Consider the following 25548-nt stretch of genomic DNA (forward strand, 5'->3'; position numbering starts at 1 on the left):
GGCGCGCGGCGCCCGTGCGTGGTGGCGTCCCCCGTGCCCTCGCCGGTGACCTGCCCGCCGTCCTCGCCGGTGTCCTCCTCGCCGGTGTCATGCTCGCCGGTGTCCTCCTCGCCGGTGTCCTACGGGGCGTCGTCCTCCCGGGCCGCGGCGTGCAGGTCGCCGAAGACGTCGCGCAGGGCGGGGTAGATGCGCCGGTGCACCGCCGAGAGGCGCTCGTAGCGCCGGGTGGCGGCCGGGTCCGGCAGCACGTCGCGCCCCGCGGGCTCGCCGGGCACCACCGGGGCCCCGGGCCCTGCCGGGGCGCCGGGCCCCGCGGGGGCGCCGGGCTCCGACGGGCCGCCGGGCCGGACTGCACCCGACCCGTCGGCGACCCCCTGGGTCCGGTCCAGGTACGCGCGCGCCAGCACCGCGGCGCCGGCGGCGCTCCACTCCTCGTCGGCGCACACCCGCACCGGGCGTCCGGTGACGTCCGCCAGGATCTGCACCCACAGCGCGCTGCGACCGCCACCTCCGACCACCCGGATGGTCGTGATCGGCCGGCCGGTGACGGCCTCGAGCCGCTCCAGGTGCAGGCGGAGCTCGAAGCCGACGCCCTCCAGGATCGAGCGGTACAGGTGCGCACGGGTGTGGCGCCCGTGCCAGCCCACCGTGACGCCCCGCGCCAGCGGGTCCCAGTACGGCGTCTGCGCGGCGTTCCAGTACGGCACCGTGAGCAGACCCTCGGCGCCGGCCGGCACCTGCGCGGCCGCGGTCTCCAGGCCGGAACCGGCCGGGCCGTCCACCCCCGCCTCGCCAAACTGCTCGCGGCACCAGGTGGCGACGTACGCCGCCGCGTTGAGCACCGTCTCGAGCGTGTACAGGCCGGCCCGCACCCCCGCCATCGTCCGGAACGCCGGGTCCCACAGATAGGCGTCGGACTGCACCCCGAGCACCATGGACGTGCCCAGGTTGAGGTACGCCACCCCGGGAGTCGTGGCGCCGAGCCCGATGCCGGCCGCCTGGCCGTCCCCGATCCCGGCCACCAGGGGGACCGGCGCGGGCAGCCCGAGGGCCGTCGGGACGTCCGGCGTCAGGTCGGCCACCGGCTCGCCCACCGGCACCAGCGCGGGCAGCTGCTCCGCGCGCAGCCCGGCGACGGCGAGCAGGTCGGGGGACCAGGTCATCCGGCGCAGGTCGAACAGACCGAGGGTGTCGGCCGACCCGTCGCTGGTCGCCCACCGGCCGGTCAGCCGCCAGGTCAGGTACGCGTGCACGTCGCCGACCATGGCGGCGTCACGCAGGGTGTCCGGCTCGTGCCGGGCCAGCCACGCGAGCTTGTAGATCGCGGGGGTCGTGTCCGGCGGCTTGCCGGACGTCTCGTGCACCGACCGCGTCCCGAACCGGGCGATCTCCTCGTGCGCGCGCCCGTCGAGCCACAGGATCGCCGGTCGCAGCGGCCGGCCGGCGGCGTCGAGGCACACGAACGACTCCCGCTGGTGGGTCAGGCACAGCGCGCCGACGCGGGACGGGTCGTCGAGCGCCGCGACCGCCTCGGCGACGGCGCCGCGGGTCGCCGTCCACCAGTCCTCGGCGTCCTGCTCGTGCCACGACGGGCGCGGCTGCCGGGTCGGCAGCTGCCGGGAGGCCTGGGCGACCACGGCGCCGGACGGGTCCTGGACGATCGCCTTCGCGCCGGTCGTCGAGGTGTCGACCGCGAGGACGAGGTCCGCGGCTGTCGTGCTCATGCGTTCGGCTCGACGACGACCTTGAGGCCGACACGGGCGTCGGCGACCCGGAACGCCTCGGCGACCTCGTCCAGCCCGTAGGTGTGGGAGACGACCGACCGGACGTCGACGAGGCCGCGCTCCACCAGCCGCGTCGTGCGCGGGTACATCTCCTTCATCCGACGCGAGAGCTTGAGGGTCAGCCCCTTGCGCCGGGCGACCGCCGCGGGGAAGGCGGTGGTGTCCTGCCCCGGGATCCCGGCGAGGATCACCTGCGCGCCGGGCGCCGCCGCGTGCACCGCGAAGGCGACCGCGGCGTCGTTGCCCGCGACCTCGAAGGCGACGTCGACCCCCCGCCCGCCGGTCGCCTCGAGCAGGGCCGCGAGGGCCCCGGGGTCGGCCGGGTCGAGGACGACGTCGGCGCCCATCGACGCCGCGGCAGCACGCCGGTGCTCCAGGGGCTCGACGGCGACCACCTGCGCCGCGCCGGTGATGCGGGCGAGCTGCACCAGGCACAGCCCGATCGGCCCGCAGCCGACGACGGCCACCGTCTCGGCCGCGCGCGGGCGGGCCAGGTCGTGCGCGTGCAGCGCGACCCCGAGCGGTTCCAGCATCGCGACGTCGGCGTCGGTGAGCGTCGCCGGCACGGGATGCAGCAGGTGGTCCGGCCAGGCCATGAGCTCGCGCAGCCCGCCGTCGTTCGTGCCGTGCCCGGCGAACCGCACCGTCCGGCACAGGTTGCGGTTGCCGTCCAGGCAGTCCTCGCAGTGCCCGCACGGCCAGGCGGGGTCGATCGCGACGCGCCTCCCGTCGTGCTCGCCGCCCTGCACGACGCCCGCCATCTCGTGGCCGAGCACCAAGGGGTCGGTGAGCTGGGCGTCGCCGATGCCGCCCTCGCCGAACCAGTGCAGGTCCGAGCCGCACAGGCCCACCGCGGTGACGCGGACGAGGCTCTGGCCGTCCCCGGGCACCGGGTCCGGCGCCTCCCCCACGCGGACGTCGCCGAGGCCGTGCAGACGGGCAACCTTCATGGGGCGGGGCTCCACTCTCTGGTGCGTACGTGCGTCACCGACGCCGGCGCCGCTGCGCCGGGCCCACGATCCCACGGGCGACGCCGGACGCACGCGCCGGGAGACGCGGCCCCGCGTGCGGGCCTCAGCCGACCCGGAGCTCGATCTGCGCGAACGACGCCTCGTAGTGCTCGGGGTCCACGCACACCGCGTTCAGCAAGGGCATGTACGCGACGGCATCCGTCCGGAGCATCGTCTCCGTGGTGAAGTCGTGACCGTCGCGGTAGTGGTAGACGAGGCGCACGTGGTCCTCCGGGCGAGGCGCCCCCCGGGCGCCCGTGTCCTTGCCGATCGCCACGTCCATGCCCACCACGTCCTCGTCGCTGTGCCGGTACGAGCCCTCACCTGGTGAGAGCCCTGGGGTGCTGCGCGGTGACGCGATGGGGTGGGTGAAACCCTGTCGGGATCCGGCCCCGGTCCGCGCGTCATCGGGCGTGCTCTGCGTCCACCATCACCCCGCGTGCCGCCGCGCGCGACCGCTGAGCGCTCCGTTGCTGCCGGGTATTCACCTTCCACCCGACCCGCTGGGCTCGCTAGCATTGACGACGTCACTTCGCAAGTCGGGCGCCCCCCGCCCCCCGGACGGGCAGGGGCCGGTCGCCCGGCCGGTCGGGGTCCGCGGCGGGGGTCACGGACCTCTCCGTCCCGCACGTCCACGCGAAGGAGCGGTCGCCATGAGGAGCGTCTACAAGGTCCTGGCAGCACTGATCGCGATCGAGGTCGCGATCCAGGCAGCCGTGATGGTCTACGCCATCGCCGGTCTCGGGCTCTACATCGAGGGCGGGGGCGTCCTCGACGCAGCTGCCGTCGAGAGCGGCGAGACCCTGTTCCCGGAGCTGATCGGCCTGATCCTGCACGGCCTCAACGGCATGTTCGTCATCCCGGCGCTGGCCCTGGTCCTGCTGATCGTCTCGTTCTTCGCCAAGGTGCCCGGCGGCGTCCGGATGGCCGCCGTCGTGCTGGGGCTCGTCGTCCTGCAGGTCCTGCTGGGCATGTTCCTGCACGGCATGTCGTGGCTCGGCCTCCTGCACGGGCTGAACGCGCTGGCCCTCTTCGGCACCGCGGTGGTGGCCGCGCGCCGGGTGCCCCGGGCCGACGTCCCGGTGGAGCAGCGGACGCGCCAGTCCGCCCTGACCTGACCGCCGACCCGGCTGCCGACCTGACCATGCCCGGCGTCCCGCCGACCGTCCCGCGGACCGAGCGGAGCCCACGATGACCCGACGGCGGACCGTCGTGGCCGTCGCGGCCACCGTCGGCGTGCTCGCCGCGCCGACGTGGCTGTGGCAGGCGAGCCTGCTCCCGTCGTCGTACGCGGCGACGGACATGGGCTACGTGGACGACGGTCGTGCGGCACCGGGGAGCGGGTCGGGCAGCGGGTCGGGGAGCGCACCGCCGGGCGCCGTGCACGACCACACCGCGCCCGGCGGTGGATCGCGCTCGGTGGAGCAGCTGACCGCTCCCGCCGACCGGTCCGCGGACGTCACCGTCGAGCTCGTCGTCCGCGAGGAGACGATCACGCTCGCCGACGGCACGTCGGTGGAGGGCTACACGGTCAACGGTGCCTCGCCCGGCCCGGTCATCCGGGCCCGGGAGGGTGACCTGGTCGAGGCGCGCCTGGTGAACGAGTCCGTCCCGGACGGCGCCACGCTGCACTGGCACGGGATCGACGTCCCCAACGCGGCCGACGGCGTCGCCGGCGTCACGCAGGACGCGGTGCCGCCCGGGGGCACGTTCACGTACCGGTTCGTCGCCGACCGGCCGGGCACGTACTGGTACCACGCGCACCAGATGTCGCACGAGCAGGTCCGGCGAGGGCTGCTCGGTGCGCTCGTCGTCGAGCCCGCGGCGCCGAGCGCGCAGCCGGCCGACGACGTCGTCGCGCTCGTCCATCTCTACGACGGCGTCCGCACGGTGAACGGCAGTCCGGGCGACACCCACGTCGACGCCGCGCCCGGAGCCGACGTGCGGGTGCGCGTGATCAACAGCGACAACGCCTCCGTGCAGGTCTGGGTGGACGGCGCGCCGTTCCGGCTCACCGCGATCGACGGCACCGACGTCCACGAGCCTGGGCTCGTCGAGGGCCGCTCCGTGGAGGTGACCGCGGGCGGCCGGGCGGACCTCGTCGTGACCACACCGGCCGACGGCTCCGGCGCCCGGGTGGAGCTGGGCGGGACAGCGGCCGTCGTCCTCGGCCCGCCCGGCGCCGCTCCCCCGGCCGCCCGCCCGCCCCGCGACCGGGTCGACCCGCTCTCCTACGGCACGCCGGCCCCGCTCGGCTTCGACCCCGCCGCAGCGACCCGCACGTTCGAGTACCGGGTGGGACGGCGTCCGGGCTTCCTCGACGGCCGGCCGGGGATGTGGTGGACGGTCAACGGGCACCTGTACCCCGACGTCCCGATGTTCATGGTGACCGAGGGCGACGTCGTCCGGGTCGCGATCAGCAACGGCACCGGCGCCGTCCACCCCATGCACCTGCACGGCCACCACGCCGTGGTCCTGTCCCGCGACGGGGTCGCGGCCACCGGGAGCCCGTGGGTGGTGGACTCGCTCGACGTCGGGGTCGGCGAGTCCTACGAGATCGCGTTCGTCGCCGACAACCCCGGCATCTGGATGGACCACTGCCACAACCTGCCGCACGCCGCCGAGGGGCTGGTCGCGCACCTGATGTACGAGGGCGTCACGACGCCGTTCCGGCTCGGCGGCGACAACCGCCCGGAGTGACCGGCGGCGCGCGGGTCACCGCACGCCCGGGTCCACGATGACCGCAGAGCTCGACCCGGACGCCGTCGCCTCGGACGCCGTCGCCTCCGCGGGCGGACCGGGTTAGAGTCGCGCGCGGCCGTGACTCGAGTCACAGCGTCGCTGCGACGACCACGCCCGAGCGGGAGCCGATGCATGCCCTCACACGAGCACCACACGAACGCGCTCGTCGTCGAGCACCTGGACGTCGTGGGGCACCAGGTGAACGCGCTGCTCTCCCGGCTGCCGCCGCACGTGCACCGGGACGACCTGGTCTCCGCCGGGCAGCTCGCGCTGGTGCGGGCCGCGCGCTCGTACGACGACTCCACCGGGGTGCCGTTCGGCCGGTGGGCGGCGCTGCGGATCCGGGGGGCGCTCATCGACGAGCTCAGGTCGCTGGACTGGGCGACGCGGCAGGCCCGGGACAAGGCCAGCCGCCTCGCCAAGACCAGCGTGGAGCTGGCCGGGACGCTGGGCCGCACGCCGTCCCGCGAGGAGGTCGGTGCGGCGCTGGGCATGACCGCGGCCCAGGTGAACGACGCGCAGGCGGTCCTGGACGTGCGGGTGCTGTCCATGGACGCGGGCCCCGACGAGTCGTCCCTCGCGGACTCCGTGCGGGACACCGACCCTCTGCCGGAGGAGCAGCTGCTCGTCGACGAGCGCCAGCAGTACCTGCACGCCGCGGTCGCCGTCCTGCCGGAGCGCATGCGTCAGGTCGTCGTCGGCGTGTACTTCGAGGAGCGGCCCATGGCCGAGGTCGCCGCCGAGCTCGGGATCACGCAGTCCCGGGTGAGCCAGATCAGCACCGAGGCCATGGCTCTCATGCGGGACGGCATCAACTCCCACCTCGACCCCGACCTCGTCACGGTGCCCGAGCGTCCGGACGGTGCGGCGGCCCGGCGGCGGCAGGAGTACTACGCCAAGGTCGCGGCGGCCGCGGCCGAGGCGGCGCTCGTCAGCCTGCCGAGCCGGCGACGGAGCCCGCAGGTCCGCGCGGTCGTCCGCAGCGCCTGACGCGTGCCGCAACCCGGGCCCGCCCCGGGACGCGGGCCGCCGCCCCGGGACGCGGGCCGCCCCCCCGGGACGCCGACCGGCGCGGACCCCCGGAGGGATCCGCGCCGGCCGGCGTGCGTGGGTCAGGCGTCAGGACTCGGCGCCGTCCTGCTGCCGGGCGCCCGTGCCGTTCTCCTGGCCCAGGACGTCCGTGCCCGGCCCACCGACCAGGCGGTCGGACCCGTTGCCACCCGCGAGGTCGTCGTCACCGAAGCCGCCGAGCAGGACGTCGTCGCCGTTGCCGCCGGACAGGCGGTCGTCGCCCGCCCCGCCGCACAGGACGTCCTCGTCGTTGCTGCCGACGAGGACGTCGTCCCCGCCGAGACCCATGATCACGTCACGGCCGTTGGTGCCGCTCAGGACGTCGTCCCCCGCGGTGCCGCGGATCGTGGGACGCAGGCCGGCGCAGCGCTCGTCGAGGTCGACGCCCAGCACGAGCGGGTCGTGGTCGCTGGACCGGTACGGGTCCGCTGCCCACAGCGCCGGGTCCCCGGTGTACTGGTAGGCGGAGGACTCGACCGCGTTGATGTTCCAGTGCGCCAGCCCCGTCACCTTGGCGGTGAGCGACGCGGTCGCCAGGGCGTGGTCCAGCGAGCCCGACTTGTCGTCGAACACGTAGCTGTACCGGCCCGGGTCGAGGTCCTCGCCCAGGTCGGTGAAGCCCGCCTGGCGCAGCGCCTCGATGGGGTCCTCCTGCGTGTAGGCGTTGAAGTCGCCGAGCAGCACGACGTCGTCCTCGCCGGACCGCGTGCGCAGCCCCTCGACGAACGTGGCCAGGGACGCCGCCTGGCGGGTGCGGTCGCCGTTCCAGGCACCCTGCCCGTCGCCGTCGTCGACGTTGTCACCGGTCGCGGCGCCGGCGCTCTTGGACTTGAAGTGGTTCGCGACCACGGTGAAGGCGTCGCCGTCCTTGACGAACGTCTGGGCGATGGGCTCGCGGGCGTTGGCCCACACCGTCTCGTCGACCAGCCCGACCGGGTCGCCGACCGGCTGGACGACGTCCTGCCGGTAGATGATCGCGCTGCGGATCACGTCGCGGTCCACCGCGTACAGCTCCTCGGGCAGCGGCACGTAGGCCCACACGTCCCCGCCGGCGGCCGCGTTCAGCCGGCCCACGAGCTCGGCCAGCGCACCGTCGGCGTCGCCGGGCCTGGCACCGGTGGAGTCCGTGTCCTCGATCTCCATGAGCGTCACGACGTCGGCACCCAGGGCGGTGATCGCCGGGACGATCTTGCCCGCCTGATCGTCGAGCTGGTCCTGGTTGCGGGCCCCACGGCCGACCGTCTGGTCGAACGTGATGAAGTAGTTCAGGACGTTGAAGGCCCCGATCTGCACGTCGCCGCCGACCGGGTCGGGCCGCGCGGTGCGCGTGTTCGTCGGCGCGAAGACGCCCTGCGCGGTGCCGTCGGCCGGCTGCAGCCGCCACTGGTTGAAGCCGTAGCCCAGGACGAGCGGCTCGGTGAACGACAGCGTGTCGCCGACGCGCACCGGCGTCGTCGGGGACAGGTACGGGCGGGTCGTCGCGGTGACCCGCGCCGACCGGCCGTCGTCGAGCACGATGCGGCGCAGCGTGTCGGCGGCCGCCACGGCCTGGGCCTCCGGTGTGCCGGGCCGCGCGACCTCGGTGGGCTGCACGAGCACGCCGCCCTCGGAGAGGGTCAGCTCGCCGAAGCTGGTCAGGTCGAAGACCTCGCTGACCGTGAGAGTGTCGACGGGCGCCACGAGCATCCCCTCGAGGCGCTCGCGCGTGGCGTCGTCGGCCGGCAGGTCGAGCGGGGCGGCGGCGGGCAGGTCGTCCGCGGTCCCGTCGACGCACACCTGCACGGCGGTGGGCGCGTCCACCTGGGTCTGGCCGCCGAACTCCTCGGCCGTCCCGGTGACCGCCACGGTGTCGCCCAGGTCGACCGCGACCGGGCTGAAGACGAAGACGCCGTCGGACGTCGCGGCGTCGCCGTCGCCCCCGGCGGTCACGTCCTGCAGGTAGAAGCCGGAGAAGCCCTCCACGTCGCCGACGACGACACCCCGCACGGTGACGACCTGGCCGTCGAGCGGGGTCACCGCTCCGCTGCCCTGGACCGCGCCGATGCGGTGCGTCGGCGTCGTGTCGCAGACGGCGACCGGCTCGGGCTCCGGCTCGGGCGTGACGGCCGCGTTCACGGCTCCGCGGGTGGCGGTGGCCGGGCCCGCCCACACCAGCGCGTCCTTCGCGGCGTCGTACGAGCGCGACAGCGACTGCCCCAGGGCCTCCGTCCCGGCCTCGGCCACGCCGATGTCGGTGCTGGTCAGGCCGGCGGCGGGACCGTTGGTGGCGGTGAGGGTCCCCTCGTAGGAGAGCAGCTCGAGCACCTCGGTGCCGCGGACGAGCGCGATGGCGTCCGGGCTCCCGTTCTGGATGCCGTTGGACGGGCCCTCGACGACCGCGACCGCGGCCTCGGCGCCGGCCGTCACGGCCGGCAGGGCGAGGGTGCCGTAGGTGGCGCCGTTGCTGCCGTTGTAGAGGACGACCGAGAGCCCGGCGGACGACGTCCCCGCGGGCAGCTGGACCTCGACGAACTCCCCCGCGTCGGTGCCGGCGTTGTCGTAGTGGACCTCGGAGATGAAGGGGGCGGTGGGCGGTGCGGCGGTGGCGCCTGCCGCCGGCAGGCCGACGACGGCCAGCGAGGCGGCGGTTGCCGCGAGCGCGGGACGCGAGCGGCGCAGGGTTCGGGACACAGGGGACCTTCCGGTGGTGGTGGATCGGTCGGTGCGAACGGGCGCAGCCATGGGTCACAGGGACGCGCACCGCCGCTGATCTTGGCTGTGACAGTGTCGGCCACGCCACCCGCACGGGCGTCCGCGCCGTACCGCGCCGGAATCCTGACCGGTCGAGATGACCGGCACGTGTCCGGCAGCCGACGCCCGGTGGTACGACATCCACCTGCTCATTTCGTGGTCCGCCGGGGCCCGGTGCCGCCAGCATGGCGCCATGAAGCATGTGCTGCGCTACACCGCCGTCGAGGACTTCATGCCGCTGGCCGCCGCCAACGGCGCGGCCCACGTCCGGCGGCTGCACGAGTTCCACGACCGCGGTGTCCTGCTGATGGCCGGGACGTTGCAGGAGCCCATGAACGGCGAGGCGCTGGCGGTCTTCACCTCGAGCGAGGGTGCCGAGGAGTTCGTGGCCGGCGACCCGTTCGTGCTCAACGGTGTCGTCGCGTCGTGGACGATCCGCCCCTGGGACGAGGTGCTCGCCCCGGACGGCGGCTGACGGCCGTGTTCGGTCGGGGGCCACCCGGGCCTTGCCGGGACCGTCCCACGGGCTCTGTCGCCCGTTCCTGCCCGGATCTCGGGCGAAACGCTTGACACCACAGACATCCGGAACTAAACAGATCCGTACCAACACGGTCGGACATCGGGTCACAGGGGCGCAGGTGCCGCGTCCCCGAGGGCCCGGCATGTCCACCGACACGAAGGAGTGTCATGAAGGTCCTGAGGTTCTACGCCCCCGGCGACGTCCGCATCGAGGACGTCCCCGAGCCCAGCCCCGGTGAGGGCGAGGTCAAGCTCCGCGTCCGCGCCAACTCCACCTGCGGCACCGACGTGAAGATCACCAAGTCCGGGCACCAGCGGATCGTCCCGCCCCGGGTGATGGGGCACGAGATCGCCGGCGAGGTCGTCGAGGTCGGCGCCGGCGTCACCGGCTGGTCACCCGGGGACCGCGTGCAGGTCATCGCCGCCATCCCGTGCGGGACGTGCGAGTTCTGCCAGGCCGGCCGGATGACCGTCTGCCCGAACCAGCTGTCCATGGGCTACGACTTCGACGGGGGCTTCGCCCAGTACGTCATCGTCCCGCCGCAGGTGCTCGCGGTGGACGGGCTCAACCGCATCCCGGAGAACGTCGGGTACGCCGAGGCCAGCGTCGCCGAGCCGTTCGCGTGCGCCATCAACGCCCAGGAGCTCATCGACACCCACGAGGGCGACGTGGTCGTCGTCGTCGGATCCGGACCGATCGGCTGCCTCCACGTGCGCCTCGCCCGGGCCCGAGGTGCGGCCCAGGTCTTCCTCGTCGAGCTCAGCCGCGAGCGCCTGGACCTCGCCGCCGACCTCGTCAAGCCGGACGCGGCGATCTGCGCGGCCGAGACCGACCCGGTGGAGGCGGTGCGCGCGCTGACGAACGGCCGCGGCGTCGACGTCGTCATCACCGCCGCGGCGTCCGGCCAGGCCCAGGAGCAGGCGCTGCGCATGGTGGGGCCGCAAGGGCGCGTCAGCTTCTTCGGCGGACTGCCGAAGGACCGGCCGACCATCACGCTGGACTCCAACCTCGTGCACTACAGCGAGCTCACCATCAAGGGCGCCAACGGCTCGAGCCCGGAGCACAACAAGCAGGCGCTCGCGATGATCGCCGACGGCCGGGTCCCCGTGTCGGACCTCATCACCCACCGCCTGCCGCTGGACCAGGTGCTCGACGGCATCGCGATCGTCCAGAACGGCACGGGCATCAAGGTCACCATCGAGCCCTGAGAACCGCGGCCGGGCACCGCCCGGCACCGCCCGGCACCCCCGCACCACCGCACGACCGCACGGCGTCGACGACGTCCTCCGCGGAGCACCGCCGCCAGTCCAGGTCGCGTCACCGACGACGCCACCCATCGATCACGGCATCACACGAAAGCGAGTCGACGATGACCACAGCCGTGGCGGCCTCCCCCGCCATGAGCGGTCGCAAGGCCGCGCAGGTCCGCCTGCAGCGCTTCGGCGCGTTCCTGACCGGGATGATCATGCCCAACCTGCCGGCCTTCGTGGCCTGGGGCCTGATCACCTCGCTCTTCATCTCCCTCGGGTGGACACCCAACGCCGTCATCGGCGGCTTCGGCAACGCCGACGTCGGCTCCTGGCAGGGGGCCGCGACCCAGCTCGTCGAGGCCGAGGACGGCACCACGTTCCGGCAGTACCTCGGGCTGGTCGGCCCGATGATCACCTACCTGCTGCCGCTGCTCATCGCGAACGCCGGTGGGCGCATCGTCTACGGCGAGCGCGGCGGCGTCGTCGCCAGCATCGCGACGGTCGGCATCATCGTCGGCAGCACGATCCCGATGTTCCTCGGCGCGATGATCGTCGGCCCGCTGGCCGCGTGGATCATGAAGAAGGTCGACGCGATCTGGCACGGCAAGATCCGCCCGGGCTTCGAGATGCTCGTCAACATGTACTCCGCCGGCATCGTCGGCGGCACGCTCGCGGTGGCGGCCCTCTTCGGCATCGCCCCTCTGGTCACGCAGATCAGCAACGTGCTCGGCGCCGTCGTCGAGTGGCTGGCCGCGAACAGCCTGCTGCCCCTGCTGAGCGTCATCGTCGAGCCGGCCAAGGTGCTCTTCCTCAACAACGCCGTCGGCAACGGCATCCTGGTCCCCCTCGGCGTCCAGCAGGTGACCGAGTCCGGCAAGTCGCTGCTGTTCCTCGTCGAGTCCAACCCCGGACCGGGCCTGGGCATCTTGCTGGCCTACACCCTGTTCGGCGTCGGCTCGGCCAAGGCGTCGGCCCCCGGCGCCATCATCATCCACTTCTTCGGCGGCATCCACGAGGTGTACTTCCCGTTCGTGCTGATGAAGCCGATGCTCATCGTCGCCGCCATCCTCGGCGGCGCGACCGGGGTCGCGACCAACGCGGTCCTGGGCAGCGGCCTGGTCGGTCCCGCCGCACCGGGCAGCATCTTCGCCGTCCTGGCGCAGACCTCCCGGGACAGCTACCTCGGGGTGATCCTGTCGGTCCTCTTCGCCGCCGGGGTGTCGTTCCTCGTCTCGGCGCTGATCCTGCGGGCGTCGCGCCGTCGGGACCTCGAGCTCGGCGAGAGCGGGGACCTCGAGGCCGCGATCGCCCAGACCGAGGCGAACAAGGGCAAGGGCAGCTCGGTGCTCGGCACGCTGTCGCAGCGCGACGGCGAGCCGACGACCATGGCCGACGCGACCACCCCGGTCACGGCGACGGCGGTCGCGGACGGGCCCGTGCGCTCGATCATCTTCGCCTGCGACGCCGGGATGGGCTCCAGCGCCATGGGCGCGAGCGTGCTGCGGAGCAAGCTGAAGAAGGCCGGCGCCGGGGACGTGTCCGTCGTCAACGTCGCGGTCGCGAACCTGCACGACGACGCCGACCTCGTCATCAGCCAGCGCGAGCTGACCGACCGGGCCCGCATCCGGGCGCCGCACTCGCGGCACCTCTCGGTGGACAACTTCATGAACAGCCCCGTCTACGACCAGGTCGTCGACGAGGTCACCGCACGCCGGCACGACGCGGAAGGAGCGGACAAGTGACGCAGACCAGCCCGACGCCCGCCGACGAGGGCGCCGACGACGTCCTCAGCAAGGACCTGATCGTCATCTCGGGGTCGGCCCGGACCAAGGAGGACGCCATCCGCGAGGCCGGTGCGCTGCTGGTGCAGGCCGAGGCGGTGAGCCCCGCGTACGTCGACGCGATGCTCGAGCGCGAGCGGTCCTACACGACGTACATGGGCAGCCTGCTGGCGATCCCGCACGGCACGAACGAGTCCAAGGCGAGCATCAAGCGGTCGGCGATCAGCCTGGTGCGGTACGACGAGCCGCTGGAGTGGGGCGACGGCAACCCCGTCCGGGTGGTCGTCGGCATCGCGGGCGCGGAGGGCGGCCACCTCGAGGTGCTGTCCAAGGTCGCCCTGGTGTTCTCCGACGACGACCTCGCGCGCGGGATCCTCCAGGCCGGCAGCGCCGGGGAGATCTACGACATCCTGCAGTCGGTCAACGACGACTGAGGGGTGGCGACCGGGGTGCTCCCTCCCCACCACTGAGGGGAGACGACGCGGGCCCGGGCCGGACGGTCCGGGCCTGCGTCGCGTCTACGCGACGCCGTCGTCGTCCGGGCGGTGACCCCCCACCTCTCGTCCGGCGGCGTCGGTGAACACCCAACGGCTCCCCCGCCGCTGGATCTCGATACCGCGCGCATGGACGTGGTCGTGGTGGTGGAAGCACAGCAGGATGCCGTCGTCCACGGACGTGCTCCCGTGATCGCGCGACCAGTGCTCGACGTGGTGGCATTCCGATATCAGCGGTGGCGCGGTGCAGCCGGGATATCGGCAGTGCCGGTCGCGGGCGATGATCGCTGATCGTCTGGCTCGCGTGAATGTTCTTTCCGCTCGGCCGACGTCGAGAATCTCGGACCGCGGTCCGAAGACGTAGCGGTTCAGCTCGCCGTCGCACGCCAGCCGGTCCAGCAGGATCCGCGGGACGGGAGTGCCGTCCTCGAACTGCGGGGTCTGCGCCACTGTCCGCGGCGACAGCCCGGGTGCGAGGCCGGGAAGCGTCCGCCGGTCCTGCGCGGCCTGCGCCCGGTCGACGAGGTTCTGCATCGTCTCGTGCGAGACGAGCACCCCGATCCGCGGCCGCACGGTCCGGCCGGTCCCCGTGGCTGCGTTGTCCAGCACGAGCCGAGCCATCGAGCCGAGGGCGGCGGCGCGACGCTGGTCGGCGGTCCGGTCGTCCCCGGCGGCCGGCACGGGCGTGAGCGACTCCAGCGCCTCGCGCAGGGCCTGTCCGTGGTCGACGGTGAGGAACCCATCGACGTGGTACCCGCCCCAGGTCGGTGAGACCTCGAGGAACTCGCGGTCGCACGCCTCGACGTACCCGCGGTCGTCCGCGTCGGCGTCCGCCTCGGCGGCCCAGCGCCTCACCAGCACGCGGAAGTCGTCCACCGGCAGCAGCTGCGCCTGGCGGACCAGCCACTCCTCGTTGCACGGGTTGTCGGCCTGAGCGAGCACGGCTCGCCGCTGCTCCGTCGTCGGCGCCAGCGCCGCCAGCACGCGCGCGTGCTCCACGGTGACCTCGCCCGCTGCTGCCGCTACCCGGGTCGCCGGCAGGTCGTCCCGCAGGGCTCGGGCCAGCCGGACCTGCTCCTGAGCGGTGCGGATGCCGGTGCCGAGCTGGCGCGCCGCGTACCGCGCCAACGACCTGGCCCTGAGCGACCACAGCCCGTCCGCCTCGATCACCGACAGCATCCGCGCCTGCGCCACCGCAGCGCGGCTTGTCACGTCGGCGAGCACCGCCGCCACGGCCTCGGCCTGACGCCCGTCGAGGTCCGTCCCAGCGGCCAGCGACCCCACGCGGTCCATGGCAGCCACCAAATCCACCAGCGGGCCGGCGACGCCCGCGGGCAGGAGAGCGACATCCACCGCTCGCGGGCGCTGAAGGGTGTTGCCGGGCGAGTCCTCATCGGCCACGACGGTCACCTCATTCCTGCCCCTAGGCGCGCCATGGCAGATCACAAGGTTTTACCTGACGCGATCGAGCGAACTCCTTGGGCACGACTCTACGGTGGGCCACTGACATTCCCCGGGGGCCTCACCATGCATTGTGGACGGGACCGAGAATCGGCAGCCTGTGGTCGGCGCGGCGCCAGTGACGACGGCGGGAATGGAGCTCGTGACGGCTCGGCCCGCGACCCCTCACGACGCCGACGGCGCCTGCGAGCCCAGGTCCGCCGGGTGGCGCTCCTGCCGGCTGCGCACGAGGAACGGGACCGCGACCAGCTGCACCAGCGCCCCGAAGGCGTAGGACGTCCCGTACCCGACCAGGTCCGCGGCGCGCCCGAGCGCGGGCTGGACGACGACCCCACCGGTGTTGCCCATGAGGGAGTCGAAGGACAGCACCGTGGCGCGCTGGCGGGACGGGATGAGGTCGTTGAGGTAGGCCCGGCGCACCGGCTCGGACGCCGCCTCCAGCAGGCCCCAGACGACGAGCAGCACCAGAGCCACGACGAAGCTGCCGGTCAGGGCGAGCGCTCCCAGCGCGACCGCCGAGCCCGCGGTCGACAGGATGATCGCCGTCGTGCGCCGGCGGACGGCCGACCGCAGGCGGGTCGCCAGCAGGCCGCCCACGATCTGCGAGCCGGCGACGATTGCGGCCGCGAGCCCGGCGACGACGTAGGCGTCCTCGCGCCCGTAGAGCTCGAGCAGGAAGGGCTGCAGGGCGTAGAAGGCGTAGATCCCGACACCGGACACGAACGGTGCGGCGAGCATCAGCCACCGCACGGGGCGGTTGCCGAGCCCGTGCCGGACCGACGCGCGCAGCAGGTCGCGCACCGCCTCCCGTGCGGGAGCGGAACGGTCGGGCGTGAACCCCAGGTCCCGCATGAACAGCCCCGCGACCACCGTCATGACGACCAGCGCGCCCGCCCGGACGAGGAAGGGGAACCCCAGCGACGTCGCCTGCGCCAGCACCCCGCCCCCGACGGCGCCGACCAGCATCGCGGCGCCCCCGACCGTCTGGGCGCGGCCGAACACGGCCTCGAGGGCGCCGGTGTACCCGGTCGCGACCAGGGCGTCGACCAGCCAGGCCTCGACCGCCCCGGAGAAGAACGTGAACCCCAGCCCCAGGAGCACGGACACGACCGCCCACTGCCAGAACGGGCCGTGGCTCACCCACAGCGCGTAGTAGAGCAGCGTCGACGCGGACAGCACGACGGTCCCCAGCAGGTACGAGGCGCGTCGTCCCCGGACGTCGGCGACCACCCCGGTGGGGATCTCGAACAGCACCATCCCGGCGGTGAAGAACGCGTTGGCGGCGAACGCCTCGAAGTTGGTCAGCCCCGCGTCCAGCAGGAACAGCGTGTTGACACCCCAGATCACGGACGTGGCGAGCGTGTTGCCCGCCACCAGGACGAGGTACAGGCGCTGTATGCGCCGCGGCGTCGGGGCCACCATGCCGAGGAGGATCCCACCGACCGGTCTCGCACGCCCAGGCCACGCCGCGGGACTTCCCCTGCTGACCCGGCGCGAGCATGATCGCGAGGTGCCAGGTGCGGCCGACGTCCGCGCACCCGCGCCCGACGCGTGCCGCCTGACAGGCGTGCAGCGACGTGGCTGTGCGGGAGGGAGCGGACGTGATCCTCGTCGTCGGTGCCACCGGCCTCCTGGGTGGACTCATCGCACACCGGCTGCTCGAGCAGGGGCACCGGGTCCGTGCCCTCGTGCGGGGCGGGCCGGGCGCCGCCGAGCTGAGGTCGGCCGGCGCCGAGCTGGTGACCGGGGACCTGAAGGACCCGGCGTCGCTGCGCGCCGCGTGCGCCGGCGTCGAGTCCGTGGTGACGACCGCCAACTCCGCGCAGCGCGGCGGGGCGGACACGCCCGAGACCGTGGAGCGACGCGGCAACGTCGACCTGATCGACGCCGCGGTGGCGTCCGGCGTCGAGCACTTCGTGCTCGTCTCGGCCCTCGGGGCCGACGCAGCCGGCCCGGACCCGTTCCTCCGTGGCAAGGGTGAGGCCGAGGACCACCTGCGCGGCTCGCGGACGGCCTGGACGATCCTCCGGCCGAACATCTACCTGGACATCTGGGTCCCGGCGGTCGTCGGTCCGGCGCTCGCCGGGCAGCCGGTCACGCTCGTCGGCGAAGGGCGCCGGCGCCACTCGATGGTCTCGGTCCGGGACGTCGCGGCGTACGCCGTCGCCGCGCTCGACCCGTCCCAGCGGGCCGGTCGCACCCTGGTGATCGGCGGTCCGGAGCCCGTGTCCTGGCGGGACGTCGTCGCGCTCGCGCAGGACGAGCTCGGCCGCGAGCTCGACGTCCGGACGGTGGCCCCCGGCGAGCCCGTGCCCGGTCTTCCGCCCGTCATGAGCGGCCTGCTCGCGCTGATGGACACCTACGACTCGCCGATCGACATGACGGAGCTGTCCGGCACCTCCGGCATCGCCCCCACCCCGGCGCGGACGGTCGTGCAGGAGCTCGTCCGGACCACCGCGAGCGCCTGAGGACCTGCCGTCCGACCGACCCGCGGGCCCGACCCGCCGTCCCGACCCGCCGTCCGACCCACCCGCCGACGACGCCGACGCCGGCCAGCCCGTCGAGCTACCGCGGTGGGCGGGCCGACGCCAGCGCGCGGACCGTCGCCGCCCACCGGGCGACGTACCGGTCGACGTCCTCGCCGTCGGCGTAGGTCTGCTCCAGCAGGAAGAGCCCCGCGAGCGTGGTGGCGCCCAGCTCGCTCAGCACGGGGCGCAGCGTCAGCTCGGGCGCGAGCGCGTGCACCGGTGCACCACCGAGCATGAGCGGGACGACGACGACGTCCTGCAGGCCGGTCCCGCCCGGCACCTTGTCGAGGAACAGCTTGAGCAGGCCGGTGTACGTCGCCTTGTAGGTCGGGCTCGCCACCACCACCAGGTCGAAGGACGGCAGGCCGGCGACGAGCTCCTTGACGCGCGGCGTCCCCCAGCCGAGCAGCTCGGCGTCGATCTCGGCCAAGTCCAGGACGAGGTCCGGGTCGCCACCGGACAGCCCGCGCGCCACCCGCAGCGCCGCCTCGAGCGTCCGCGAGCCCGCCCGGGGGTTCCCCACGACCACTGCCGTCCTCATGGAGCCTCCCGCGCTGCGTCCCGTGCGCCCGCGACCGCCCCGTCGCAGCCGGATGTCGTGGCCATCATGACGCGCGCCCGGCGGCCGCCGTCCGCCCTGTCCGCGGACGACGCCCTTCCGCTGGGGCACCACGGTCCGGGACACTCCCCAGTGCCGGACCTGCCGGACCCTCCGGACCCTCCGGACCTGCCCGGGTCCTGCGAGGACCTGCCGGCCCGGCCGTATCCGCCGGACGACGCCGCCACGCCGAACGCCGAACGCCGCCACCGGACCGACCCGGGACGAGGTGCCATGGACCCGACCGACGTCTTCGTGGGGCGCGCCGCCGAGCTGGCGACCCTGACGGCGGAGCTGGCGGCGGCGGCGTCCGGCCGGGGACGTGCCGTCGTCGTCGTGGGGGCGCCCGGCGTCGGCAAGACCCGTCTCGTCCTGCGCGCGCTCGACGTCGCCCGCGAGGCCGGTGCGGACCACGTGGTGCTGCAGGGCGGCTGCGTCGAGCGGCCCGGCCCGCACTACCCGAGCGTCCCGTTCGCGCCGTTCGTCGAGGCGCTGCGGCGGCTGCGCGGCACGGACGCTCCGCCGGCGGTGCTGGCGGCCGCCCGGGAGTGGGCGCGCCCGGCCGCCTCCCCGGCTCCCCACAGCCCCGACGCCACCGACGCCACCGCGGGCGAGGACCAGGTGTACCGCCGGTTCACCGAGCTGCTCGACGTGCTCGAGGCCGCCGCCGCGTGGCGACCGGTGGTCGTCCTGGTCGACGACCTGCAGTGGGCCGACCCGTCGAGCCTGGCGCTGCTGGTGTTCCTGGCCCGCAGCGTGACCACCGAGGCGATCCTGCTCGCCGCCACGCTGCGCGACACCGGCACGACGCCGCACGAGCACCTGGACCGCGCCGTCGCGGAGCTGCACCGCGCTCCCGCGGTGCGCTGGCTCGCCCTGGACCCCCTGCCGGACGACGACGTGGCGGCGCTCGTGCACCAGATCCGTGGGCCGCAGACCGCCGAGCACGAGGTGGGCGCCGTCGTGCGACGGGCCGAGGGCAACGCGCTGGCAGCGGCCGAGCTCGCGCAGCACCACGGCGGCGACGACCACCTGCCCCGCACCTACGCCAGCGCGGTCGCGGCGAGGCTCACCGGCCTGTCCCCGGACGCGCTGGACGTGCTGCGGGTGGTGGCCACGGTGGGCCGGGCGGTGGAGCCCGACGCGATAGGCCGGCTCGTCGCGGCCCTGCGGTCGCAGGGGCCCCCCGCGCACACCCTGCCCGTCGGTGACGACCGGAGCCTGGAGGAGGCGGTGCGCTCCGGGCTGCTGGTGCGCGCCGGCTCCGGCTACGCGCTGCGCCACGGGCTCGACCGGGAGGTGGTGTACCGCGCGATCCCGCCGTGGCTGGGTCGACGGCTGCACGGCCACGTCGCCCGGGAGCTGGGGCGCTCGCCGGCCGGCGGCGGACCGGAGCGGCTGGCGGAGCTCGCCGACCACTGGAGCCGGTCCGGCGACGAGGCGGCCGCGTTCGAGGCCTGCGTCGCCGCGGGGCGCGCCGCGGTGCGGGTGCGCGCGTTCCCCGAGGCGGTCGCGCTGCTGCGGCGGGCGCTGGGCCACCGCGACCGGCTGGAGCCGCCGCTCCCGGGGACGGCGCCCTCGGTGCTGCCGGCGGCCGAGGTCCGCCTCGAGCTGGCCGAGGCGCTGCGGCTGAGCGGTGACGTGGACGGCGGCATCGCGCTCCTCGAGGACACCCTGGACGCCGGCATGTCCACGGGCACCCTGCGCGCGGGCACGCCGGGCGCGGGCGCCCCGGACGAGGACCCCCTGAGCGGCCCGACGCCCCCGGAGCTGCAGGCGCGCTGCTGGGAGCGGCTGGCCTGGTTCCGCCGCGAGACCGGCGACGGCGAGGGCGCCAACGCGGCGTACCTGCGTGCCCTGGAGACCCTCCCGACCCCGGACCCGACCCCTACCCGCGCGCGGGTGATGGCCAGCCACGCCGCGTCGTCGATGATCTTCGGCAGCCTCGACGAGGCCGGAGCACGCGCGCAGGAGGCGCTGGCGGTGGCGGCCGCGAGCGGGTCGGACGCCGCCCGCGCGAGCGCCCTCGACACCTGGGGCGTCGTCGCGGCGCTGCGCGGTGACGCCGACGAGGGTCTGCGCGCCCTGCGCGAGGCCCGCGAGGTGGCGGTGGCGTGCGGCAGCGACGACGAGCTGTGGCGGGCGGTGTCCAACACCGCGTACGTGCTGCAGAACGTCGGGCGCGAGGAGGAGTCCGTCGACGTTGTGGTGGCGGCGGTCCGGGACCTCGGCGACGGGGCGCACCACCCGCCCGCGGCGGTCACCGCCGTCGGCAACGCGGTCAGCGCGCTCATCCTGCTCGGCCGGTGGGACGAGGCGATGGACTGGGTCGCCTGGTGCTCCGCGCGCCGCCCGGCCGCGGGGCTCGCCGCGCACATCGCCCTCACCGAGGCGGAGGTCCGCGTCCACCGCGGCGACGGCGCGACGCAGGCGCTGGCCGTGGCGCACGACCTGGTCGACCGGTCCGCGGAGCCCGAGCTCACCGCGGCGCTGTGGCGCGTGCACGCCGAGCACCTCGCGTGGCGGGGTGACACCGCGGCGGCGCGGGACGCGGTGGACCGGTCCGTCGAGGCGCTCGCCCGCTCCGACGACCCCGAGTCGCTGCTGGGCGCCCTGACCGTCGCGCTGCGGATCGAGGCGGACGCGGTGCTGCTGCCCGGCGCGGCGGACCCTGCACGGGTCGAGCGCCTGGCCGCGCTGGCTGCCTCGGTGGCGGCGACGTCCCCCGACGACCTGCCGGACGTCCGGCTCGGTTCGGCGCTGTGCGCCGCGGAGACCGCCCGCGCGCGCAGCGACGGCGCGCCGCCGTGGGCCGCCGTCGTGGAGCTCGCCCGGCAGGTCGGGCGACCCCTGCGCCTGGCCTACGCGCTGCTGCGGCTCGCGGAGCACGAGCTGGTGACGGGTGCGCGCCGTCCGGCGGCGGAGCACCTGGCCGAGGCCCACGCCGTCGCCGAGCGCCTCGCCGCCGCGCCCGTGGTGGCCGCGGTGGAGGCGGTCGCGCGCCGGGCCCGGGTCGCGCTGACCACGCCGGAGCCTGCGGAGGCGCCGGCGCGCGCCGCGGCACCGTTCGGGCTGACCACGCGCGAGCTGGAGGTGCTGCACCTGCTGGCCGACGGCGCCAGCAACCGCCAGATCGCCCGGGGGCTGTTCATCAGCGAGCGCACCGCGGCCGTCCACGTCTCGCACATCCTGGCCAAGCTCGGGGCGAGCAGCCGGCAGCAGGCGGCCGCGGCCGCGCACCGGGCCGGGCTGCTGGTGACGCGCTAGACGCACGGTCCCCGGGCACCGACGATCCCCCCGACCGGCGGTCGCGGGCGGTGCGGGCGGGACGGCTCAGGTACGCCGGCCGGACGTGCGCGACGTGTCCCGCCGCGGGGGCGCCCAGTCGTGGACGACGACCGGCACGCCGCCGTCGTCCTGGGGCGCGTCGGTCGCGACGTACCGGGCGACCTCGACCGCGCCGACCAGCTCGTCCGTCTCGACCGGCTCCCACCCCAGGGTCGCGGCCCGGTCGACCCACCAGCCGGTGAAGGCGGCGCGCTTGCGCTCGGACGGCGCGTCCTGCGGCCAGACGACCGTCAGCCGGACCGTCGTCGGGTCGGCCGGCGACGCCGTCACGTCGATGTGGCGCGCGCCCGCCGCGTACAGCAGCCGCGCACCCCGGTACCGGTGCACGACGTCGTCCTGCGTCGCCTCCTCGGGCTCCCCCGCGAGCAGCGCAGGCAGGACACCCGCCGCGACGCCGTCCGACGACGCCGCGGCGTCGGTCCCGGTGGAGCGCAGCACGACCACATCCGCTGTCGACATGCGGGCATGGTGGCAGCCCCGCACCGGCCGTCACAAGGACCTTTCGGCGTGCGTACCCGCCACCCGGCCCTGAGGCCCGCGGCCGGGTAGGTACGTAGTTCCCGCGGTACCGGATACGTAGTTCCGCCGATGTCCGTGGCGCGGCGTGCGAGCAACCTCGTGGTGGGGCGAGATCCCGTCCCGGACACCCAGGTCCTCGCCGGACCACCCGCACCGAAAGGCACCACCATGTCCACGACGACCGCCACGCGTCGCCGGCCCGTGCTCCACCGCTCCGCGCTGTCCCTCGCCGCCGTCGGCGCCGCCGCCCTCACCGCGGGCTCGCTCCTGGTCGCGCCCTCCGCGTCGGCCGCGCCCGCCGCGCCGCCCGCCGGCACGACCGAGACCGCGCCGCCGGCCGGCACGACCGGGACGACGCCGGGCGCCGACGCCGCCCTGGGCACGGACATCGAGCCGAGCGTCGTGCAGCTCTACATCGAGTGGAGCGGCTTCGTGGGCATCCCGGACGAGGCCGGCACGATCTGGAGCGACGAGGTCTACGTCGCCTCGATCTGCACCGGCTTCTTCGTCTCCGACACCGGCCAGATCGCCACCGCCGGGCACTGCGTCGACCCCGTCGAGGGACGCCACTCGCTGGTCGACACGTTCCTGGGCAGCCTGGTCGACGAGGGCGTGCTGACCCCGGACGAGGCCGCGGCCACGGTCGGGACGGCGTACGCCACCTGGCCGGTCGAGGGGCTCGACGCCGGCTCGGAGCCCCAGCGGATCGTCTACGCGGTGCAGCCCAAGGCCGTGGACGGGATCGTCATCGAGGACCCGCTCGCCGTGCAGCTGGTCGACTACCGCTCGTTCGACCAGGGCGACACCGCACTGCTCAAGGCCGACGTCACGGGCAGCATCCCGCTGCCGGTGTCCGCGGCGGACCCGACCAACGGCATGGCCGTCACCTCGGTCGGCTTCCCCGCCTCCGTGCAGAGCGTCGTGGACGCGAGCCGGGTGCGCGCCAGCTTCAAGACCGGCTCGGTGAGCAGCCAGCAGATCAGCGAGCTGGGCGTGCCGCGCACCGAGATCAACGCGGACCTGTCCGGCGGCATGTCGGGCGGCCCGACGGTCGACTCGCTGGGCAACGTGGTCGGCGTCAACTCCTCCAAGATCGTCGGCGACCAGGCGTTCAACTTCATCACCGACGCCTCGGACCTGCACGCCTGGCTGACCGCCAAGGGCGTCACACTCACGGCGGCGAACGTCCCGACGCCCGAGCCCACTGCGGAGCCTCTCGCGGCCGAGGTGACCACCACGGTGGACGACGAGGAGGCGCTCGCCCTCGGCATCGGCGTGCTGGTGGCCGCCGGCGCCGCGATCCTCGGCGGCACCGTGATGGTCGTGCTGGTCGTCGTCCTGGTCGTGCGCCGCAGGCGGAACGCCGCCCGCCGCGCCGCCGTCGTCCCGCCGGCACCTCTGCTGGACGCCGCGGTGGTGACGTCGGCCCCGGCCGAGGGTCGGCCGGTGTCCGTGGTGGACAGCGTCGGCTCGGTGACCTTCGCCCCGGCTGCCCCGGCCGGGAGCCCGGCGCCGTTCGCGCCGCAGACGCAGCCGCTGGCCCCGGTCGGGTTCGGGACGGCCGCACCGGCCGCCCGCGCCACGACGGGCTTCGCCACCGGCACGGCTCCCGCGCCGGCGTCCACCGGCACGACCTCGGTCCTGACGGCGACGCCGCCCGCGCCGACCGCCGTCGCGCAGGCCGCCGCCACCTGCCGCTCCTGCGGGGCCCCCGCGGTCGACGGCCAGCGGTTCTGCGGCTCGTGCGGCGGGCAGCTGTAGCCGGCGGCCCCGTCCGTCCGACGCCTGCGCCGGCGGCCCCGCCCCGCTCCTCCGAGCCGGGCGGGGCCACCCGCGGGCCCTCCCCTTCTCCCTCACCACCTTCCTCATCACCGCAGACACCTGGAGCCCCTGATGACCCTCACCGACATGACCCTCACCGACACCGTCCTCGACCACCTGTCCACCCACGTCCCCTTCGCCGAGCTGCAGCACCTCACGGTCGGCCTCGTCGCCGTCCCGGGCGACGCCGACTACGAGGCGCTCGTCTCGCCGTGGAACCTCGCCGTCGCGGTCCGCCCCGCCGCCGTGCTGGCCGCGGCCACCGCGCACGACGTCGTCGAGGCGGTCCGGTTCGCCGCCCGCCACGACCTGCTCGTCACCCCGCAGGCGACCGGTCACGGAGCCATGGCCGAGCTGGTCGGTGAGCTGCTGGTGGCCACCTCGGGCCTGGACGAGTGCGTCGTGCACCCGGAGGGCTGGGCCCGCGTCGGCGCCGGCGTGAAGTGGGCCCGGGTCGTCGAGGCCGCCGCCCCGTACGGGCTCGCCCCGCTGTCGGGGTCGACGACCGACGTCGGTGTGGTGGGCTACACCACCGGCGGCGGCCTGGGGCCGATGGCCCGCACGTACGGCCTCGCTGCCGACCGGGTTCGTGCGTTCGAGGTCGTCACCGGCGACGGCGTCCTGCGACGCGCCACCCCGACCGAGCACCCCGACCTGTTCTTCGGGCTCCGCGGCGGCAAGGGGACGCTGGGCATCGTCACGGCGGTCGAGTTCGACCTCGTGCACCAGCCGACGTTCCTCGGCGGGTCCCTGTGGTTCGACGGCGCGGACGCCGCCGCGGTGGTCGAGCGTTGGCGGGACTGGTGCACGGACCTCCCCGAGCTGGGCACGACGTCGTTCGCGCTGTTCCGGCTGCCGGCCATGCCGGGCGTGCCGCCGCAGCTCGCCGAGCGCCTGACGCTGTCGGTCCGGTACGTGTGGACCGGCGACGCCGCCGAGGGCGAGCGCCGGTTCGCCCCGATGCGCGCCGCGGCGCCCGTGCTGCTCGACGACGTCGCCGTGAAGCCGTACGCCGCCATCGACTCCGTGCACACCGACCCGCTGGACCCGATGCCCGCCACCGAGGCCGCGGCCGTGCTCACGGGCTTCCCGGCCGAGGCCGCCGCGGCGCTGCTCGCCGTCGCAGGTCCGGCGTCGACGTCCCCGCAGGTGCTCGTGGAGGTCCGGCAGATGGGCGGGGCGGTCGCGCGCGGCGGCGAGCACCCCAGTGCCTTCTGCTCCCGCGGCGCCGCGTACGCCGTGCTGCTCGTCGGCATCCCGGGCGTCCCCGGGGTGGCGGAGCACGCCGAGCAGGTGATCCGGACGATGGGGCCGTGGGTCGGCGGGCACCGGATGCCCAACTTCACGTTCGACCCCGGCCGCCTCGTGGAGGCGTACGACGCGCCCACGCTCACCCGGCTCCGGGCGGCCATCGGGACGTACGACCCCGACGGCGTCATGGCGATCGGGCACGCGCTGGACGTGTGACCCGCTCGCGCCGCCACGCGACGTGCCGGGCACCGCCGACGCGGTGGGCCCGGCACGGGTGCGTCACACCGCTCCCGGCCTGCGGGCGGCGCCGTCCGCGAATACCGTGACAGGGAACGGACCGCGACGACGAAGGGAACGACCATGGCATTCCTCGGGAAGGCGATCCGCAGCGGGGTCGCCCTGAAGGTGGGCACCATGCTCCTGCGCCAGGCGCAGAAGCCGGAGAACCAGCGCAAGGCCCGCGAGCTCCTCGCCAAGGCCAAGAACCGCAAGCGGTAGCACGACGTGCCCGGCGCCCGGCCGAGGCGCCGACCACAGGGACGGGGTGCGCGAGCACCCCGTCCCTCTGCGCGTCCGGGGGCTCGGGGCGGGGTGCGGCTGCTCCGCACGGGATCGGACCGCGACCGGGCTCGCCGGGCGG

General features: G+C 74.9%; 20 protein-coding genes. 12 read left to right on the forward strand and 8 right to left on the reverse strand.

The window, feature by feature from the left end; genetic code table 11:
• Positions 1–119 precede the first annotated feature (119 nt).
• The 3 genes from CAE01nite_RS10030 to CAE01nite_RS10040 all read right to left on the reverse strand — a co-directional run bounded on the left by CAE01nite_RS10030 (position 120) and on the right by CAE01nite_RS10040 (position 3077).
• Positions 120–1724 carry a xylulokinase gene (locus tag CAE01nite_RS10030; protein ID WP_146903518.1) on the reverse strand — a complete coding sequence of 535 codons (1605 nt, stop codon included), beginning with the start codon at positions 1722–1724 and terminating at the stop codon, positions 120–122.
• Positions 1721–2734: a zinc-dependent alcohol dehydrogenase gene (locus CAE01nite_RS10035; RefSeq protein WP_146903521.1), complete on the reverse strand. Its 1014-nt coding sequence runs from the start codon at positions 2732–2734 to the stop codon at positions 1721–1723. The genes CAE01nite_RS10030 and CAE01nite_RS10035 overlap by 4 nt, the downstream gene beginning before the upstream one ends.
• Positions 2735–2858: 124 nt before the next feature.
• A complete protein-coding gene (locus CAE01nite_RS10040; RefSeq protein ID WP_146903524.1) occupies positions 2859–3077 on the reverse strand; it encodes a hypothetical protein in 219 nt (72 codons plus the stop codon).
• Positions 3078–3447: 370 nt separating this feature from the next.
• On the opposite strand from CAE01nite_RS10040, the gene CAE01nite_RS10045 reads away from it, so the two are divergent.
• The 3 genes from CAE01nite_RS10045 (at position 3448) to CAE01nite_RS10055 (ending at position 6526) form a co-directional block, all read left to right on the forward strand.
• Positions 3448–3912: a hypothetical protein gene (locus CAE01nite_RS10045; RefSeq protein WP_146903527.1), complete on the forward strand. Its 465-nt coding sequence runs from the start codon at positions 3448–3450 to the stop codon at positions 3910–3912.
• A 73-nt stretch (positions 3913–3985) separates the two neighbouring features.
• On the forward strand, positions 3986–5494 hold the full coding sequence (locus tag CAE01nite_RS10050) for a multicopper oxidase family protein (RefSeq protein ID WP_146903530.1): 1509 nt from the start codon (positions 3986–3988) through the stop codon (positions 5492–5494).
• 174 nt (positions 5495–5668) lie between these two features.
• Positions 5669–6526 carry a sigma-70 family RNA polymerase sigma factor gene (locus CAE01nite_RS10055; RefSeq protein ID WP_146903533.1) on the forward strand — a complete coding sequence of 286 codons (858 nt, stop codon included), beginning with the start codon at positions 5669–5671 and terminating at the stop codon, positions 6524–6526.
• A gap of 129 nt (positions 6527–6655) precedes the next feature.
• Here CAE01nite_RS10055 and CAE01nite_RS10060 read toward each other — a convergent pair whose 3' ends face one another.
• On the reverse strand, positions 6656–9277 hold the full coding sequence (locus CAE01nite_RS10060) for an ExeM/NucH family extracellular endonuclease (RefSeq protein ID WP_222595873.1): 2622 nt from the start codon (positions 9275–9277) through the stop codon (positions 6656–6658).
• A gap of 253 nt (positions 9278–9530) precedes the next feature.
• Here CAE01nite_RS10060 and CAE01nite_RS10065 point away from each other — a divergent pair, with 253 nt between their 5' ends.
• The 4 genes from CAE01nite_RS10065 to CAE01nite_RS10080 all read left to right on the forward strand — a co-directional run bounded on the left by CAE01nite_RS10065 (position 9531) and on the right by CAE01nite_RS10080 (position 13322).
• A complete protein-coding gene (locus CAE01nite_RS10065; RefSeq protein ID WP_146903539.1) occupies positions 9531–9812 on the forward strand; it encodes a YciI family protein in 282 nt (93 codons plus the stop codon).
• Between the two features lie 212 nt (positions 9813–10024).
• Entirely contained in the window at positions 10025–11065 is a 1041-nt protein-coding gene (locus CAE01nite_RS10070; RefSeq protein ID WP_146903542.1) for a zinc-dependent dehydrogenase, read from the forward strand.
• Positions 11066–11226: 161 nt separating this feature from the next.
• A complete protein-coding gene (locus CAE01nite_RS10075; protein ID WP_146903545.1) occupies positions 11227–12849 on the forward strand; it encodes a PTS mannitol transporter subunit IIBC in 1623 nt (540 codons plus the stop codon).
• Entirely contained in the window at positions 12846–13322 is a 477-nt protein-coding gene (locus CAE01nite_RS10080) for a PTS mannitol transporter subunit IIA (RefSeq protein WP_146903548.1), read from the forward strand. Before CAE01nite_RS10075 ends, CAE01nite_RS10080 begins: the two co-directional genes overlap by 4 nt.
• 84 nt (positions 13323–13406) lie before the next feature.
• Here the strand turns inward: CAE01nite_RS10080 and CAE01nite_RS10085 are convergent, their stop codons facing one another.
• A complete protein-coding gene (locus tag CAE01nite_RS10085) occupies positions 13407–14783 on the reverse strand; it encodes an HNH endonuclease signature motif containing protein (protein ID WP_146903550.1) in 1377 nt (458 codons plus the stop codon).
• A gap of 225 nt (positions 14784–15008) precedes the next feature.
• Complete coding sequence (locus tag CAE01nite_RS10090; RefSeq protein ID WP_146904077.1) at positions 15009–16262, reverse strand: MFS transporter; 1254 nt, start codon at positions 16260–16262, stop codon at positions 15009–15011.
• A 182-nt stretch (positions 16263–16444) separates the two neighbouring features.
• Here CAE01nite_RS10090 and CAE01nite_RS10095 point away from each other — a divergent pair, with 182 nt between their 5' ends.
• The gene (locus tag CAE01nite_RS10095) at positions 16445–17311 is read left to right on the forward strand and encodes an SDR family oxidoreductase (protein WP_186816508.1); all 867 of its coding nucleotides are present in this window, start codon (positions 16445–16447) and stop codon (positions 17309–17311) included.
• Positions 17312–17408: 97 nt separating this feature from the next.
• Here the strand turns inward: CAE01nite_RS10095 and CAE01nite_RS10100 are convergent, their stop codons facing one another.
• On the reverse strand, positions 17409–17912 hold the full coding sequence (locus tag CAE01nite_RS10100) for an NADPH-dependent FMN reductase (RefSeq protein ID WP_146903555.1): 504 nt from the start codon (positions 17910–17912) through the stop codon (positions 17409–17411).
• Between the two features lie 291 nt (positions 17913–18203).
• Here CAE01nite_RS10100 and CAE01nite_RS10105 point away from each other — a divergent pair, with 291 nt between their 5' ends.
• The gene (locus CAE01nite_RS10105; protein ID WP_186816509.1) at positions 18204–21236 is read left to right on the forward strand and encodes a helix-turn-helix transcriptional regulator; all 3033 of its coding nucleotides are present in this window, start codon (positions 18204–18206) and stop codon (positions 21234–21236) included.
• A 66-nt stretch (positions 21237–21302) separates the two neighbouring features.
• Here CAE01nite_RS10105 and CAE01nite_RS10110 read toward each other — a convergent pair whose 3' ends face one another.
• The gene (locus CAE01nite_RS10110) at positions 21303–21776 is read right to left on the reverse strand and encodes a hypothetical protein (RefSeq protein ID WP_146903559.1); all 474 of its coding nucleotides are present in this window, start codon (positions 21774–21776) and stop codon (positions 21303–21305) included.
• A 228-nt stretch (positions 21777–22004) separates the two neighbouring features.
• On the opposite strand from CAE01nite_RS10110, the gene CAE01nite_RS10115 reads away from it, so the two are divergent.
• The 3 genes from CAE01nite_RS10115 (at position 22005) to CAE01nite_RS18120 (ending at position 25406) form a co-directional block, all read left to right on the forward strand.
• A complete protein-coding gene (locus tag CAE01nite_RS10115; RefSeq protein ID WP_186816510.1) occupies positions 22005–23597 on the forward strand; it encodes a trypsin-like peptidase domain-containing protein in 1593 nt (530 codons plus the stop codon).
• 132 nt (positions 23598–23729) lie between these two features.
• Positions 23730–25124, forward strand: coding sequence for an FAD-binding oxidoreductase (locus CAE01nite_RS10120; RefSeq protein WP_222595874.1), 1395 nt, complete (start codon positions 23730–23732; stop codon positions 25122–25124).
• Between the two features lie 144 nt (positions 25125–25268).
• The gene (locus tag CAE01nite_RS18120) at positions 25269–25406 is read left to right on the forward strand and encodes a hypothetical protein (protein WP_186816511.1); all 138 of its coding nucleotides are present in this window, start codon (positions 25269–25271) and stop codon (positions 25404–25406) included.
• Positions 25407–25548 lie beyond the last annotated feature (142 nt).

This window comes from Cellulomonas aerilata (genome assembly GCF_007991755.1).
Taxonomy (GTDB): Bacteria; Actinomycetota; Actinomycetes; order Actinomycetales; family Cellulomonadaceae; genus Pengzhenrongella; species Pengzhenrongella aerilata.

What these genes read in the sequence shown, in the direction of transcription:
- CAE01nite_RS10030 (WP_146903518.1), bottom strand. Translation starts at nt 1,724, where the DNA reads ATGAGCACGACAGCCGCGGACCTCGTCCTCGCGGTCGACACCTCGACG.
- CAE01nite_RS10035 (WP_146903521.1), bottom strand. Translation starts at nt 2,734, where the DNA reads ATGAAGGTTGCCCGTCTGCACGGCCTCGGCGACGTCCGCGTGGGGGAG.
- CAE01nite_RS10040 (WP_146903524.1), bottom strand. Translation starts at nt 3,077, where the DNA reads ATGGACGTGGCGATCGGCAAGGACACGGGCGCCCGGGGGGCGCCTCGC.
- CAE01nite_RS10045 (WP_146903527.1), top strand. Translation starts at nt 3,448, where the DNA reads ATGAGGAGCGTCTACAAGGTCCTGGCAGCACTGATCGCGATCGAGGTC.
- CAE01nite_RS10050 (WP_146903530.1), top strand. Translation starts at nt 3,986, where the DNA reads ATGACCCGACGGCGGACCGTCGTGGCCGTCGCGGCCACCGTCGGCGTG.
- CAE01nite_RS10055 (WP_146903533.1), top strand. Translation starts at nt 5,669, where the DNA reads ATGCCCTCACACGAGCACCACACGAACGCGCTCGTCGTCGAGCACCTG.
- CAE01nite_RS10065 (WP_146903539.1), top strand. Translation starts at nt 9,531, where the DNA reads ATGAAGCATGTGCTGCGCTACACCGCCGTCGAGGACTTCATGCCGCTG.
- CAE01nite_RS10070 (WP_146903542.1), top strand. Translation starts at nt 10,025, where the DNA reads ATGAAGGTCCTGAGGTTCTACGCCCCCGGCGACGTCCGCATCGAGGAC.
- CAE01nite_RS10075 (WP_146903545.1), top strand. Translation starts at nt 11,227, where the DNA reads ATGACCACAGCCGTGGCGGCCTCCCCCGCCATGAGCGGTCGCAAGGCC.
- CAE01nite_RS10100 (WP_146903555.1), bottom strand. Translation starts at nt 17,912, where the DNA reads ATGAGGACGGCAGTGGTCGTGGGGAACCCCCGGGCGGGCTCGCGGACG.
- CAE01nite_RS10105 (WP_186816509.1), top strand. Translation starts at nt 18,204, where the DNA reads ATGGACCCGACCGACGTCTTCGTGGGGCGCGCCGCCGAGCTGGCGACC.
- CAE01nite_RS10110 (WP_146903559.1), bottom strand. Translation starts at nt 21,776, where the DNA reads ATGTCGACAGCGGATGTGGTCGTGCTGCGCTCCACCGGGACCGACGCC.
- CAE01nite_RS10115 (WP_186816510.1), top strand. Translation starts at nt 22,005, where the DNA reads ATGTCCACGACGACCGCCACGCGTCGCCGGCCCGTGCTCCACCGCTCC.
- CAE01nite_RS10120 (WP_222595874.1), top strand. Translation starts at nt 23,730, where the DNA reads ATGACCCTCACCGACATGACCCTCACCGACACCGTCCTCGACCACCTG.
- CAE01nite_RS18120 (WP_186816511.1), top strand. Translation starts at nt 25,269, where the DNA reads ATGGCATTCCTCGGGAAGGCGATCCGCAGCGGGGTCGCCCTGAAGGTG.